Origin of the sequence: Vibrio sp. IB15, assembly GCF_016406055.1 — a bacterium.
Taxonomy (GTDB): Bacteria; Pseudomonadota; Gammaproteobacteria; order Enterobacterales; family Vibrionaceae; genus Vibrio; species Vibrio chagasii.
This window is the reverse complement of record NZ_JAEFCE010000088.1, coordinates 1-13974: the sequence shown is the minus strand read 5'-3', so window position 1 is coordinate 13974 and position 13974 is coordinate 1. Positions and strand designations below refer to the sequence as shown.

Annotated in this window: 16 protein-coding genes; 12 read left to right on the top strand and 4 right to left on the bottom strand. The window is 42.5% G+C overall.

Features of this window, described 5'->3' with window-relative positions; translation table 11 throughout:
* Positions 1–101: 101 nt before the first annotated feature.
* A complete protein-coding gene (locus JC606_RS21645; RefSeq protein WP_198779410.1) occupies positions 102–2258 on the bottom strand; it encodes a TonB-dependent hemoglobin/transferrin/lactoferrin family receptor in 2157 nt (718 codons plus the stop codon).
* 225 nt (positions 2259–2483) lie between these two features.
* Between JC606_RS21645 and JC606_RS21640 the strand changes: the two genes are divergently transcribed.
* Positions 2484–3371 (top strand): LysR family transcriptional regulator, encoded by an 888-nt coding sequence (locus tag JC606_RS21640; protein ID WP_198779409.1) that lies wholly within the window; start codon positions 2484–2486, stop codon positions 3369–3371.
* Here JC606_RS21640 and JC606_RS21635 read toward each other — a convergent pair.
* Positions 3360–6044, bottom strand: a complete 2685-nt coding sequence (locus JC606_RS21635; RefSeq protein ID WP_198779408.1) for a bifunctional acetate--CoA ligase family protein/GNAT family N-acetyltransferase — start codon at positions 6042–6044, stop codon at positions 3360–3362. The genes JC606_RS21640 and JC606_RS21635 overlap by 12 nt on opposite strands.
* Before the next feature lie 216 nt (positions 6045–6260).
* Here JC606_RS21635 and JC606_RS21630 point away from each other — a divergent pair, with 216 nt between their 5' ends.
* Entirely contained in the window at positions 6261–6824 is a 564-nt protein-coding gene (locus JC606_RS21630) for an SPOR domain-containing protein (RefSeq protein ID WP_008221412.1), read from the top strand.
* A gap of 179 nt (positions 6825–7003) precedes the next feature.
* Positions 7004–7999, top strand: coding sequence for a D-alanine--D-alanine ligase (locus JC606_RS21625; RefSeq protein WP_198779407.1), 996 nt, complete (start codon positions 7004–7006; stop codon positions 7997–7999).
* Between the two features lie 112 nt (positions 8000–8111).
* On the opposite strand, the gene JC606_RS21620 is transcribed toward JC606_RS21625, so the two are convergent.
* Entirely contained in the window at positions 8112–9080 is a 969-nt protein-coding gene (locus tag JC606_RS21620; protein WP_198779406.1) for a tyrosine-type recombinase/integrase, read from the bottom strand.
* 100 nt (positions 9081–9180) lie between these two features.
* On the opposite strand from JC606_RS21620, the gene JC606_RS21615 reads away from it, so the two are divergent.
* Complete coding sequence (locus tag JC606_RS21615; RefSeq protein WP_198779405.1) at positions 9181–9549, top strand: DUF3319 domain-containing protein; 369 nt, start codon at positions 9181–9183, stop codon at positions 9547–9549.
* Positions 9550–9552: 3 nt separating this feature from the next.
* Entirely contained in the window at positions 9553–9864 is a 312-nt protein-coding gene (gene yciH / locus JC606_RS21610; RefSeq protein ID WP_008221404.1) for a stress response translation initiation inhibitor YciH, read from the top strand.
* Between the two features lie 170 nt (positions 9865–10034).
* Here the strand turns inward: yciH and JC606_RS21605 are convergent, their stop codons facing one another.
* Positions 10035–10403: a DUF3693 domain-containing protein gene (locus JC606_RS21605; RefSeq protein ID WP_198779404.1), complete on the bottom strand. Its 369-nt coding sequence runs from the start codon at positions 10401–10403 to the stop codon at positions 10035–10037.
* A 206-nt stretch (positions 10404–10609) separates the two neighbouring features.
* Here JC606_RS21605 and JC606_RS21600 point away from each other — a divergent pair, with 206 nt between their 5' ends.
* The 7 genes from JC606_RS21600 to JC606_RS21570 form a co-directional block, all read left to right on the top strand.
* Positions 10610–11011, top strand: a complete 402-nt coding sequence (locus JC606_RS21600; RefSeq protein WP_198779403.1) for a hypothetical protein — start codon at positions 10610–10612, stop codon at positions 11009–11011.
* Positions 11012–11028: 17 nt separating this feature from the next.
* Positions 11029–11229 (top strand): hypothetical protein, encoded by a 201-nt coding sequence (locus tag JC606_RS21595; protein WP_004739109.1) that lies wholly within the window; start codon positions 11029–11031, stop codon positions 11227–11229.
* Positions 11219–12331 (top strand): replication initiation factor domain-containing protein, encoded by a 1113-nt coding sequence (locus JC606_RS21590; RefSeq protein WP_198779402.1) that lies wholly within the window; start codon positions 11219–11221, stop codon positions 12329–12331. Before JC606_RS21595 ends, JC606_RS21590 begins: the two co-directional genes overlap by 11 nt.
* On the top strand, positions 12319–12660 hold the full coding sequence (locus JC606_RS21585) for a DUF1293 family protein (protein WP_198779401.1): 342 nt from the start codon (positions 12319–12321) through the stop codon (positions 12658–12660). The genes JC606_RS21590 and JC606_RS21585 overlap by 13 nt, the downstream gene beginning before the upstream one ends.
* Positions 12661–12671: 11 nt before the next feature.
* Positions 12672–12899 carry a transcriptional regulator gene (locus JC606_RS21580; protein WP_198779400.1) on the top strand — a complete coding sequence of 76 codons (228 nt, stop codon included), beginning with the start codon at positions 12672–12674 and terminating at the stop codon, positions 12897–12899.
* 22 nt (positions 12900–12921) lie between these two features.
* Positions 12922–13128: a hypothetical protein gene (locus JC606_RS21575; RefSeq protein ID WP_198779399.1), complete on the top strand. Its 207-nt coding sequence runs from the start codon at positions 12922–12924 to the stop codon at positions 13126–13128.
* 154 nt (positions 13129–13282) lie between these two features.
* A partial coding sequence (locus tag JC606_RS21570) for a hypothetical protein (protein WP_198779398.1) occupies positions 13283–13974 on the top strand: 692 nt, incomplete at its 3' end.

Genomic DNA, 13974 nt, shown 5'->3' with positions numbered 1-13974 from the left:
TTAGTTCAAAAAAAAACCCTAAGCTGTAGCTTAGGGATTTCTGTATAAGAGACAGGCTTATAGCTGGCTTTTTAGCTTCTGTAGTTCAGGCTTGTATCGAATTAGAATTCGTACTTAGCTGAAATACCGTAGTTCCTTTCAGCTTGAGAGTTCTCTTTGTAAAGCTCATCATCGCCACGAACGTCATTCCAGCGGTAGTATTCTTCATTAGTTAAGTTGAACACACCACCACGAATCGTCAAATCTTTCATTGGTTTGTAATAAGCCGTTAAATCAACAACCGTTGCGCTTGAGATTTCAACTTGACCAGCGTTACCGCCATTCTCATCATCGAAGTTAATGTCTGACCCAGATTTCTCAGCTGTGTAATTTAACTTAAGACTTGTCCCCCAATTTTGGTTCGGTGCATCGTAGTTCAGACCTAACACAGCGTTCCATGGGTTAACACTGTTTAGCGCATTGCCGTTTCCGTCTTCACCGTCTGTGTATGAGGCCACAAAGTGAGTCGAGATACCCTTTGGTGCACCCACTAGTACATCCCAAAGTAAGGTGTTCGAAAACTCAATACCCTTGATCGTTGCTGACTCTAAGTTAACGTTAGAGAAGTGTTTTGTTCGACCGACTTTTTTCGTTACTACGGTTTCAATGAAATCATCGTAATCACTGTAGTAAGCTGCAATCTCAGACGATGAAGCCTGTGTAATATGACGGTAACCAAGCTCGTACGAGATACTTGTCTCTGACTTAAGATTAGGATTCGGATCATTTACGTATGGGGTTCCATGATTTGCTAGGTTGTCATACGTATAATACAGTTCGTCGAACGACGGCGCCCTGAAGCCTTGGCTAATTTGACCGAATACAGTACCTGCATCAGTAAGCTTGTATGTTGTACCTAAACGGCCTGTTACCGCAGAATCCGAGAAGTCAGTTAGAGATTCGCCAGTGTTTTTACCAGGGTCTGTAGAGAAGTAGTCGAAACGAACACCAGGAGTCACAACCAGTTTATTGTTCATTAGGCTGATTTCGTCCTGAACAAACAAACCAAACTTCTGCTCTTTCGCATCAGGCGTGTACACGTAAAGTTGATCGTCAGTCGCTGGATCTGAGTTGTACTCCATATTGGTGTTGCTGATGTCGCTATGCGTATAAGTCGCACCATAAACTAGGTAGTGATTGTTAATCTCTTTGTCTAGTTGAGTCTCTATCTCAAGCTTATCTTCGGTGTAATCATAATCTTTGGTTTGGAGATTATCGTTATTGGCAGGAACGTAAGGAGGGAAACCTGGGCCTGCAGGTTTAAAGCGCTTCGTTACACCATGCTCTTCTTTAGAAATGTACGATACTTTGCTCGTCACAGTGTCAGCAATCGCGCCATCTGAAAACCAAATGTGCTTGATTGCGAATCGGTTTTGTTTAGTGTCATCTTCACCAGTGTAGCTATCATAACTAGAGTGGTAGATGTCTGAATCAGAGGTATCTTTAATAAGCTCTGCTAGAAACTCAATGCGATGGCTTTCATTCAGTTGGTATTGAAGTTTTACCAATAGGTTATCTGCTGATGTGTCTTGATTTTCTACTGCGTAGTTCTCTAAATCACCCGAGTTACGAAAGTTTTGAAGCTCTTCACCATCACGGCGAGTATAAGCAACCAGAGTTTCTAAATCGCCAAAACGATTAGCTAATGCAACATGTTCACTGAATGAATTGTCTTCAGAAGAGTAGGAGAGCTTAGCTTGACCGCCGAAGTCTTTGCCATCTTTCAAGAAGTCAGAAGGATCTTTAGTTTCAAAAGCAACAACACCGCCAATTGCATCACTTCCGTGTAAACTTGAAGCAGCACCTTTGATGATTTCGACACTTTTTAACATATCAGGGTCGATAGAAATACCGCTAGAATTAATGAAGGCGTAAGGACCACCATCAAATGAACCAGGTTGCGATGAGCCATCTACAAGAATCTTAACGCGTTTACCTTCCATGCCACGGATATTAATCGTTTGGGCACCTTGGCGAGAGCTTGAGTTCATCGTAACACCTGGCGTGTATTCGAAAATCTCATTAACGTCTTTTGCCATATTCTCTTCAATTTGCTTATCAGAGATGACGGTGACAGAAGCAGCAACATCTTCAAGTTGTTGATTCGTACGAGTCGAAGATACAACAACCTCGTCAAATAGGGCATAATCTTCAGCTAAGGCTGAGGTTGATGAAAGCGCTAAAACGATTGAAGCAGAGAGTAGGGATTGCTTATACATCTGATAGTTACCTTAATTCCATAGTATTATCTTGATTTCGCGAAAGATAATATTGGATCTAAATGATAATTACTATTATTTGAATTCAGTTTATTTGTATTTTTGTCATTAAAAGATCGGACAAACCGTATAACTCATTGTATTAAAAGACCTTTAATGGTTCCATTTATCTGGTGAATGCTTCCATTTTTGTGATCAAAATCTCATTTATAAAGTAGAAAACTGATGCATAGCCCAATAACACTTGAAGCGTTACACATCCTAGACGCCATCGATAGACGTGGAAGTTTTGCTGCTGCGGCCAATGAAATGGACCGCGCGCCTTCGTCACTCAGCTACCAAATTCAAAAGCTTGAACAAGACTTAGATATCATGATTTTTGACCGTTCAGGCCACCGTGCAAACTTCACGGAAGCGGGGCAATTAATACTTGAGCAAGGCAGAGTAATTCTTGGTGCGACAGAAAGGCTCGTCAACGAAGCCAGCATTTTAGCTAATGGATGGGAGTTGGATTTAACCATCGCTTTTGATGGCATTATCCCGATTGCTAATTTCTTCCCACTTGTCGATGAACTGGGGAAAATCAGTAAAACGCGTGTTCGTTTACAAGAGGAGATCTTAGCGGGGTGCTGGGAATCGCTGTCAGATGGTCGAGCTGACTTACTGGTTTGCCCAAAGGTAGATACCATTCCCAATGATATGAAAAGTGACGTAATAGGAAAAATGGAAATGGTTTGGGTAGCAGCATCCAACCACTACGTACATAAGCGCTCAGGAGATTTCGATCAAAAGGCTAGAGAAAGTTACAGGGTGATTGCAATTGCAGATACTGCACGCGATCAGCCAGCATTAAGCATCAATATTTTAGAGAAACAACCGCGCTTAACGGTGACGAGCTTCCCAGCAAAAGTAGAAGCTTTAACTAGTGGGCTCGGCATTGGTACCTTGCCGTGTAGCGTTGCTAAACCTTTGGTCGAATCTGGTGTTTTAAAACAGATTGCAGGGACAGAGCCGCAACCGATCGACATTGTGATGGCTTGGCGACGCAACAAAATGGGCGACGCCAAATCTTGGTGTATTCAACACCTTAAAAAAACATGGTCACTCAAGTAACGGAAGTACCATATCTGCTGTGCCGTCTTCAAAACAGATATCTAGCTTGAAACCCAGTTTTTGAGCTAGTGTCAGCATCCCTCTGTTGGTTGGCATTGTCATTCCCGACATCTGTTTAGTCTGCTTAGCACGGCAGTAATCAATAACCTTAGTCATAAGGATTCGACCTAAACCAACGCCTTTTAAATCAGAGCGAATCAATATCGCGAATTCTGCATCCGTATTCTCTGGGTTAATCAGCGCGCGCGACACACCGATAATGGCAGGAACCCCTTGCTCTTCAAGCACCACAACAAAAGCAATCTCTCTATCGAAGTCAATCTGAGTGAAATTAGCTAACGCTTCATGATTGAATTCACCCACATCACTAAAGAAGCGTTTGTAGAGATCCTCTTTAGACACTCGGTTAATAAAGTCGGCATGAAGTGGTTCATCTTCAGGAAGAATAGGGCGTAGCAACACTTCTGTACCATCTTTTAACTGGATGCGTTCTTCAAGCTCCACGGGGTATGGGCGAATCGCCAGCCTTTCTTGCGGATCACCTTCGTAGGCTTTCAATACAATATCTGCATCCAATATCGTGAACTTATCGCCATTCGCAAGTACTGGATGTATATCCAGATCATGTATTTCTGGGCAATCAACCACCATTTGTGAGATACGAACCAGCAACTCCGACAAGCCTTCTATGTCGATAGGGTTAGGAAGCTTCTGTAGACGAATCTTGCCACTCTTTATCGCTCGAATAATCAAGTAGCGAGCTAGTGTCATATTCAGTGGTGGGAACGCTGCGGCCGCATCAATCGACTCATCCCATTCCGAACCACCTTGACCGAGTAGAATAATAGGACCGAATGTTTCATCGGTTGTGACTTTCACGCGAAGCTCTTGTCCGCCTGCGAGTTTCGCCATGCCTTGTACCAGCAAGCCATGAATATGTGCTGTAGGAAACGACAATTGAGAACGATCAAGAATCGCTTGAGCCGCATTTGCGACTTCACTGCTGTTTCTTAAATTAAGCATTACGCCTTGAACGTCAGATTTATGCGCGATATCTGGTGAGCGGAGTTTAACTGCGACAGGATAACCAATCGTTTCTGCAATATGTACCGCTTCACTAGGATCTGAAGCGATCCAAGTAGGCAGCACATCTAGGTTGAAGTGTTTGAAAAACTGACTGTTTTGATGGGTATCAAGGCTAACTGTATCTTTATCCAGTAATTGGCGTTCTATCCAATTTCTGGCATCGGCTAAATCTTCAATATGGACTTTCTCAGCCGTGGTTGGCGTCTCCATAAGCTGACGTTGGTTGCGTCGGTACTCGACCAAGTGCATGAATGCGACAACAGAGCTCTCTGGTGTTCGATAGGTTGGAATACCAGCTTCAGTGAACAGCTTTCTAGCAGGCCTTGCCGTAAGCTCACCAGACCAATTGGTAAGAATATTGAATCGCTTATGGCGAGGGTGCTTTTTAATCGCTTCGATGATGCGCTCAGCAGTTTGAGCAGAGTGTGCGATAGCAGAAGGGCTATGCATGATGAGAATAGCATCTGCCTCATCACCATCGAGCAGTGTGTTAATCGTATCAATATAACGTTGATCACCTGCATCACCCACAATATCGATAGGATTGCTATGTGACCAACTTGAAGGTAGCACTTTATTAAGCTTTTCAAGCGTCTCTTCCGATAACTCAGCGAGTTTACCGCCACGTTCGAAAAGCGTATCAACAGCCATAATTGCAGGCCCGCCACCATTCGTGACAATGGCCAGTCGCTCTCCGCGTAATGGGACCGAGTGAGTCAAAGTTTCTACGGCAGCAAACAGTTCGTGCAGGTTCTTAACTCGCAGCATGCCACTACGACGGATAGCCGAGTCGTAAATAATATCGAGCGTGTCCGCACCACCAGTATGTGCCATTGCTGCAGCTCGGCCTTTGGCGGTCCGGCCACCTTTTAATACTAGTATTCTCCGGTTACGTGAGGCGGCTCGGGCAGCTGAAATGAAACGTCGTGCGTCTTTAATGCTATCTACATAAAGCAATATCGCTTCAGTATGGGAGTCGGTACTCAGGTAATCCAACAGTTCAGAAAACTCGATATCCGTGCCGTTACCAATTGAGATAAAAGCAGAGAAACCGATCTCTTTATCATTCGCCCAATCAAGTATCGTGGTACACACCGCTGCAGATTGAGAAACAAACGCAATCTTGCCGGGCAGTGCGGTAACAGGAGAGAAGGATGCATTTAAATTAAGCCAAGGGATGATCACCCCTAAACTGTTTGAACCAAGCATTCTTATATTGTGCTTTTTTGCAATCGCTAGGCATCTTGAGTCGTACGTTTCTCCGTTATCACTCGGTTGTTGCATGTCTGAAGACAGAACAATGACAGACGCAATGCCTTTCTCCGCTAACTCCTCAAAGATAGCTATATTGCGAGTAGCGTTGGTACAAAGAATCGCAAGGTCAGGAACGATTGGTAACGACAAAATGTTTTTGTATGAAAGTACACCCGCCACAGAATCGTATTTGGGCGTGACTGGCATTACCGCCCCCTTAAAATCCCCGTGCAACAGATTATTCATAACAATGTAGCCTGCTCGGTTTTCTCGCTGAGAAGCACCAACAACAGCAATTGAACGGGGTTTCAGTAGGGGATCAAGATGATTCATAGACATATCCTAGCAATGCACGTAAGTTCATCGTAACTTACTTTTCGATGTCAGGTTGATGGCAAATTCACCGAATTAAGATGAATAAGCAAACACTGCATTAAGTTTGTGAAATAGGTCACCCACTAATGGTGTATAATCTCAAAGTTAACTTGATTCTAAACCGACGTATCGGCATGATTTATAGTAATTATTATTAAGGATATAGAGCTTTCCATGAAAAAAATTGCAATTGCGACTTTGCCACTGCTCTTGGCTGCATGTGTATCTGAAAACTACATCACGGATGTGACTTCAGATAGTTATCAAGAAGAGTACAAAACTGCCAAAGTTGAAGCTCCAGTTGTGTCTCAATCACAGCAATCAGGCGTTGTTGAAGAGAATGTTGTTAACGTTATCAGAACAGAACCTGTTGAGCAGAAAGTCACTCAAACAACTCAGGCTAAGCCAGTTGCGGCAGTGAAAGGTCCAACTAAGAAACAACAAGACATGAACCAGCGTTTTGGTTACACAGTTCAAGTTGTTGCGGTTGGCAGCCAAAGTAAAGTCGACTCTTTCGTGAAAATGCTACCAACGACTTCTCAACCAGTTTGGGAAAACTACAAGATGGTTAATGGCACTAAGTGGTTCACGGTACTTTACGGTGACTACGCAACGCGTTTAGAAGCGAAAAAGGCTATCTCAACACTACCGAGTTCACTTAAAAACTTGAAGCCATTCGTGAAGAGTATTGATGACATCAAGAACTCTGAATACCCAACGCTTAACAAGTTAAACTAAGTTTTGAATCATAAAGAAGGAGCAAATGCTCCTTCTTTTGTTTTAAGACGAACCGTTTTGTCTAATAGTTAATCGCTCGTTCTTTCGGACGCAATTTTAACAATCAAAACACTGTACCTATTTCGACTTTTGTTTATCATTGAAGTCAGTATTCCTAGTTTCAAGGACCGAATTTACCCATGAACACCACAAACATTCTTCTACTATGCGGCGGTGGATCTTCAGAGCACGAAGTGTCTTTAGTTTCAGCCAATTACCTTTTTGATCAACTTAAGAGCGTTGAAGACTTTAACGTTGTAAGAGTTGAGATTAAGAGCGAAGGCTGGTGTCTAGATTCGGGCGAATTAGTATATCTTGATATCAATAATCAAACGCTACGTGGTGATGATCTAGAATCAAAAGTTGATTTCATCGTTCCATGTATTCATGGTTTCCCAGGTGAAACCGGTGATATCCAATCACTGTTCGAAATGGCGAAAATCCCGTACTTAGGCTGTGGTTCTGAAGCTAGCAATAACAGCTTCAACAAAATTACGTCAAAGCTTTGGTATGACGCACTGAGCATTCCAAACACGCCATATCTATTCCTATCTGACAATACAGACGAAGCACATTCACAAGCAACTCAAGCTTTTGAAAAGTGGGGCAAAGTATTCGTGAAAGCGGCACGCCAAGGCTCTTCTGTTGGCTGTTATCAAGTCAATCAAATGGAAGACTTGAGTGAAGCGATCAACAAAGCATTTACTTATTCAGATCAAGTGCTTGTTGAAAAGTCAGTGGTGCCAAGAGAGCTGGAAGTTGCGGCTTACGAAATCGACGGCCAGCTGCACATCAGCAAGCCAGGCGAGGTGATTGCACCGAATGGCGCATTCTACTCTTACGAAGAAAAATACAGCGCAGATAGCCACTCGATCACAGAAGTTGAAGCAAGTAATCTTACTGATGAACAACGTCAACTGATTGCGGACAGCGCTCGCAAAGTGTTTACACAAATGAAGCTTCGCCACTTGTCTCGCATCGACTTCTTCTTAACGCAGGATAACGAGATCTACCTAAACGAAGTTAATACCTTCCCAGGTATGACACCAATTTCGATGTTCCCTAAAATGGTTGAACACAACGGACATAAGTTCGCTCAGTTCCTAGAAAACTGCGTAAGAACCAGCCTTTATTAAGGGTATTTTCTAAATTTTTGTATAACAGATTAACTCTAAAAAGCGGCTCGGATTTCTCCAAGCCGCTTTTTTTATTTGCGATGTTTTTAGTCTACTGCCGACCTAATATGGCTTATTGCCACGGTGTTAACGCTTTGAACTTCATTTTTTCACTTTCAGCCGTATTCGAATAGCCTACATACTGGGCCGGCATTGCAGGGCTAAGCCAACGTCCAAAGTCCTGAATCTCTCTTATCTTTAGCCCTTGTTTAGAAAGCTCTTGCGCCGCGCCAACTCGTATCGAATTCCCTGAAAAGTGATGATTTTCTGCCAAACCGAGTAAGTCACTAGCACGCCTTAGTATTCTATAGATTGATGAATCATCTAGTGGTTGAAGGCCAATGTTTTGATGCTTATCAATTGCCCGAAACAAAGTTAATCCATCTTCGAGTCCGGTAAAACTTAGCCAACGTTTAAGTGAAGAACTTGCAGCTGGTGAAAGCTTGTAAAGCGAGTCTTTGATCGCGATTTCATAAACACCATCGACACTCTCAACATCGCTCGATGATAATAACTTAAGTTCCGAGCGCTTTAAAACACACTCAAACATCACGTTATAAATCGCTATGTCACGGATCTCTTTTAGCGTTGCCTTTTCATGTGCAAGCAAGGTGTTTAATTGACTAAGGTGTGAAGATGTCATCGCGTTTGTTTGTTTAGCGTCACCAGCCATTTGAGCTTGTAAATGGAGCAGGGTGAAGCGAACTTGCCTATGCTTAATAGGGTTGGGGAAGTTAAACACAGTATGTAACAAGCTAAGCGTTGCAGTGTAACGTTTTAATGACGCGAACTTTCTATTATTAGACTCAGTTTCTAAAAAACGACGAACTGCAGTAATTGACGCAGGGAGTGTATTGATGCGGAGCTTGGTGCAGAAAGCATGGTAGCGATTCCAGTCACTGTAGATACCCAACAGTGAATTACGAGAATATTGATAACCTGTTAACTCGTCGATAACATCAATCGAAGCTTCTCTGTTTAATTTTTCAACAAACGAATTGATTATCGCAGAGTCCGTTAAAATAGGGACATTTTTTCTCAAATTACCGTACCTCGACAGGTGTTTTTGCCATATTATGCTTGCTATCGTTATTAGTATACTTATGATTAATGCAGTGAAAACAAAAAGATGATCAATTGATATGGCTAATTCAATTTACCGTGGGATCCATCTGAAATCGACCGATTCCACAAACACAATTTGGCGTACTAAATTAAAAAACCACGTTATTCAAGGTAACTTAGCAGCCGTAAAAAAGAGTATCGATTGGTGGATTGATACTGCATCTATTATTGACCCAAAAGAGTTCACAGCATTAAGTAAGTCTAGAGGGACTGGTGGCCAAACTGAAAATTTCAATGGTTACCAAATCAAAAATGACACTGGTGAACCCAACGCATGGTATTGCATGTTTAACGGCCGTCTTATCAAAGGCGGGAAAACGGCAATACAGCGTCATATCGAAGCTTACTTAATCGCTAAACAAAAAGCCGAGCAACAAAAGAAGTAAATTATGAGCCTAGTATATTCAACAGAAACAGGTCGTATTAAACCTGAAGAAGAGAAAGTCCAACGTCCAAAAGGCGATGGTATCGTTCGAATCCAAAAAGAAACCAAAGGCCGTAAAGGCAAAGGCGTTTCTGTCGTAACTGGCTTAGATCTAGATGACGCGCCATTAAAATTAATGGCAGCAGAACTAAAGAAAGTTTGTGGCTGTGGTGGCTCAGTAAAAGATGGCAACATCGAAATTCAAGGCGACGCGCGCGATAAGATCAAAGCGCACCTTGAAAAGAAAGGCTACAAAGTTAAGTTTGCTGGCGGTTAATCTCTAACTAATACCAGGGGTAAAATCGAAGATTATTATCACTGGATATTAGGTATTTTATGGTAAATAACCACTATGGTTAAATACACCGTATAATTTAAAGAACACCGACACTATACAAAGGCAGGGCATCACACAAAGAGTTCTGCCTTATAAACAGCAAATTCTATTTAACATAACGTACATAATACGCAGTTGGCTATCACATCTTTAGTCTGCATCATCCATAATGCAAAACTTCCGCAAGCCATTGAAATGCTTGATAATCCAAGCCCATTAAACTTTTTTGCCATGTGTTCCCATAGCTGTTTTACCTGTGGATTATCGTTGCGATCAGCGTGCAAACCTATCAAAGCGACCTGTGGGTCTAACTTTGCATTTTCCGCCAAAAAAATTACTTCAGAATCAGTTAGATAGCGACGCCCTTTGCGAAAATCAGTAACTCTTTGCGCTGGTAAGTTCAAGTCATGTGCAATTTGCTTGTCTTGTACGTAGTTTTGCGCCTTTTTGTAGGCGTCTAACAGTTCATTTTGGTACATGGAAATTCCTCCGTTTCCCTAATCATAGCTCATTGCTAACAATTTTTTGTGTCTTGTACTAACAGAAAGTTGTGTTTACCATTTCACCACTAACAAAAACTTGTTACTCACTTTTGACTGTCTAGGTCTGGGCTGTTTGCCCTTGACGCTTTCAGCTCGGTTTAGACGGTCACTCTAACTCTCAATAATCAGTCAAGGTGGTTGTTATGTTCACAGTTGAAAAGCTTCGTGACGGATATTTACTAAAAAATAATTTCGTTCGTTTCTATAAGCATCCGGATTTAAATTTTACATACGTTTCTTTTGGGACTGAACATTCACCAATTTCCCTTTGCATGGAGTTTTCTGTCAAACAGCTTCAATTTGACCTTGATACTATCGGTGAAGAACACTTTCACTCAGTGAAGCACTTCAGTTCAATTCAAACCTCTCCTGATAGATTTACTTACACGTTTGAAAATGACCAAGAGCTTGAACAGTTCTGCTCGTTTTACGGTTTAAAGCTTCCTACAAACTCTCTTTGCACTTTGTGTATGAACAATTTCACATCTCAAACAGTATGCAAAGAATGTGATTCAGCTCTGAAGCTTGCAAACAAACTTGCTTAATCATTGAGAAGCTAATCATGGATTCAATCTACTTCGACAACGAACCCAATCATGGCATCAACGCTTACTTTCCTTGGGGTCACAACTTCTTTAAGACTCCGCGCGATTTCTTCCAGTTCATGGAATCGCACTATGGAATGGTGTCTTTTCAGGTTGTTGAAATCACCGATGAAAACTACCAAGAGCTTTTGGTTAAGGGTGTGTTCAGTGCCATCTAAAAAACCACATAAGTTCCATGATGAGATTCGTCCGGTTCAAGTCGACCACCTAGCCTTTTCGTTTTCTTATGGCTCTCTTAGGCATTTGGATAGCTCCAACGAACAAGACTTTATCAATATGCAGTTTCCTGAGTTCAAAAAGCAGACTGTTAAAGGCCGTCTTGATTCACCAGAAGCAATCGAGAAATCCATGGAGTTACACCGTAACAAGTGTCGTAAGGTTTTGGCTGATAGGTTCAACGAGTTCATGGCAAAAGTGTTCAATTTCCGTCTATCGCCTATGCGTGGTCGTGGCTTGCATGGCTATGAAGACTCGATGGTGATTTACGACTCTACCGGAACGGTTGAATGTGGTTTGGTCGGTGTTGGTGGCAACAATGACACCGTTTATGTGCAAATCAATGGTACAGGCTGCGCGAAGCTGTTTGAGTTCACGACACACAAGAAGGTGCATTGGTGGCTGTCTCTGTTGGGTATCACTCGCCTAGCCCGCCTTGATTTGTGCGTTGATGACTACACCGGAATTTTTGACTGTCAGTATGCTGAGAAATGTTTTTATGAGGGAGCATTTCGCACTGCTCCACGTGGACGTGGTCCCACAATGGTTCCTCATAAGCGCGTTTCACAGTCTGGTGAATTATCAGAGGAAGCGGTTTTGGTTGGCTCTCGTACGTCTTCAGTTTACTGGCGTATCTACAACAAGAAGTTCGAGCAAAACATTGCTGACCCCGAGGTGATTTGGTATCGCAACGAAGTGGAATTAAAGAAGTGTGATTTGTCCCTACTCGCCTCGCCTGCTTCGGCCTTTGCTGGTCTGTGTGATTTCGCCGCCAGTATCGACCCTGCTGAACCAATGAGAATTGAACTGAACAAGAAGAAAGCCGGACTCGAATTCATGGCGCGTATCGCTTGGGTTCGTCGTCAATGTGGTAAGGCTCTTGCTGAGGTCGTTTCTATGACTGAGGGTGATTTAGGTGAAGCGTTTGGGATGCTCATTCCTTCGCATCATAGGCGCGCTAATTTTAATACCTCGTTGGGGATTCCTGACGAATACACGAAACAGAAAATCGAAATTTTGGAGTCAAGAATATGCCTACAATAACTGGTATCTCAATCAAGCGTTTCCCTAAGTCTAATATGGAGTTCGCAGAATTGTCTGTGCTTCGTGCCGTTGAAGAAGTCGACAACGAGAAGTTCCAACAAACGGGCATCGGTTTTTCAACTGACATTCCCTACAACAAGCAAGCGCTGAAAATTGACGTGGACTATGCCCGTCAACTTATCCAATCGCGTGCTTTTGTTCCTAACCGTGACTATGAGTTAAGTCTTGGCTCTAACCCAAATGACCCGCTTGATATCTTGGTTAATAAACTGGTTCCTGTCGATGATGAAATTAAAAAGCATTTCGACAACTCTATGAAAGCTAAATAGGTTTAGTTTTTATGTCTATTTGCGTAACTGTTATTGATGGGATATTACAACAATCATCTTCGGGTGTTTGTGAATATGTTTTAGTCTCAAAAGAACAGTTATCGCACTTGGTTGATGGTCAATTTGATTGGTCATTACTTGAATTCGATAGCTCTCTATATGAATTCGTTATTGCTCAGAGCTTGATTACTTTTATTGGTGGTCATGTTCTTGGGCGCGTTATAAAACACTTTCGTTAATCTATTTTTAGGAAAAAACATTATGAAAAAATTACGTCATTTGGCAATTCTTGCTACTGTTACTGCCCTTTCTTCTCCTGCATTTGCTGATGATTCTACAGCTAATGCCGCTATTACAGCGGCTGTTGATTCGGGTAAAGCAATGGTTGCTACTACTACAGCGGGTGTAATTGCTATTGCTGCTCTCGGCTTCGGTCTGGGTATGGTTGTTTCTTGGCTCCGTAAATAGCCTTGATTCTTTCAATTGCTGTTGGCTCTCTTATGACTGCTTCATTTTTATATGGGGTCTATACGGGAGTCTTGTCGGGTTGATTAATAATATCAAGGGGGCTTCGGCTCCCTTTTTTTATCTTCTTTTTATGTAATTATCATGGGGGTGGTGTATGAAATTGTTTTTTTCTTTCTTGTTTTTTTTATTTTGGTCGTCTTTTTCTTTTGCTGCTGTTTTTTCTACCGTTACTGGTCATAGTGGTCATGCTTGTCTTTCGTCTGCTTTTCCTGTTGGTACTGTAATTTCTAGACGTACTAGGACTTCTGATTATCCAACGGGAATGTCTTGTGGTGGTTTTGAAGTTTCAAGGGCTTATAGGAAAACAACAGGTTTTGAAGTTCATGCGAGTGGTTACGGAAAATTAGGTTTTGTTTATGTTTCCGGTGCCATTGGCTGCCCTATTGGTAAGATTCCAAATGAAAAAACTGGTGTATGTGAAGAGCCGCCTGATGATTTTTGTGGGAGCTCAGAATGGCAGGAAATAACGGCTAGAGAAGGAAATGCTTGTGCTGCTCAATATCCTGATTACTGGACTAATTTAAAAACGTCCTGTACTGACCGTAATAATTACTCTATTACCTGTGAACAAGGTATAAAAAAACCTGATTCTGGTAGTGGTGACGGTTCCGGCTCTGGTGGTGACGGTAATGGCTCTGGTGGTGACGGTTCCGGCTCTGGTGGTGGCGGTGACGGTTCTGGTGGTGGCGGTGACGGTTCTGGTGGTGACGGTGACGGCTCTGGCTCTGGTTCTGGCTCTGGTTCTGGCTCTGGTTCGGGCTCTGGTTCGGGTTCTAGCTCTGGTTC

What these genes read in the sequence shown, in the direction of transcription:
- JC606_RS21605 (WP_198779404.1), bottom strand. Translation starts at nt 10,403, where the DNA reads ATGTACCAAAATGAACTGTTAGACGCCTACAAAAAGGCGCAAAACTAC.
- JC606_RS21600 (WP_198779403.1), top strand. Translation starts at nt 10,610, where the DNA reads ATGTTCACAGTTGAAAAGCTTCGTGACGGATATTTACTAAAAAATAAT.
- JC606_RS21585 (WP_198779401.1), top strand. Translation starts at nt 12,319, where the DNA reads ATGCCTACAATAACTGGTATCTCAATCAAGCGTTTCCCTAAGTCTAAT.
- JC606_RS21575 (WP_198779399.1), top strand. Translation starts at nt 12,922, where the DNA reads ATGAAAAAATTACGTCATTTGGCAATTCTTGCTACTGTTACTGCCCTT.
- JC606_RS21645 (WP_198779410.1), bottom strand. Translation starts at nt 2,258, where the DNA reads ATGTATAAGCAATCCCTACTCTCTGCTTCAATCGTTTTAGCGCTTTCA.
- yciH (WP_008221404.1), top strand. Translation starts at nt 9,553, where the DNA reads ATGAGCCTAGTATATTCAACAGAAACAGGTCGTATTAAACCTGAAGAA.
- JC606_RS21640 (WP_198779409.1), top strand. Translation starts at nt 2,484, where the DNA reads ATGCATAGCCCAATAACACTTGAAGCGTTACACATCCTAGACGCCATC.
- JC606_RS21615 (WP_198779405.1), top strand. Translation starts at nt 9,181, where the DNA reads ATGGCTAATTCAATTTACCGTGGGATCCATCTGAAATCGACCGATTCC.
- JC606_RS21630 (WP_008221412.1), top strand. Translation starts at nt 6,261, where the DNA reads ATGAAAAAAATTGCAATTGCGACTTTGCCACTGCTCTTGGCTGCATGT.
- JC606_RS21635 (WP_198779408.1), bottom strand. Translation starts at nt 6,044, where the DNA reads ATGAATCATCTTGATCCCCTACTGAAACCCCGTTCAATTGCTGTTGTT.
- JC606_RS21625 (WP_198779407.1), top strand. Translation starts at nt 7,004, where the DNA reads ATGAACACCACAAACATTCTTCTACTATGCGGCGGTGGATCTTCAGAG.
- JC606_RS21580 (WP_198779400.1), top strand. Translation starts at nt 12,672, where the DNA reads ATGTCTATTTGCGTAACTGTTATTGATGGGATATTACAACAATCATCT.
- JC606_RS21595 (WP_004739109.1), top strand. Translation starts at nt 11,029, where the DNA reads ATGGATTCAATCTACTTCGACAACGAACCCAATCATGGCATCAACGCT.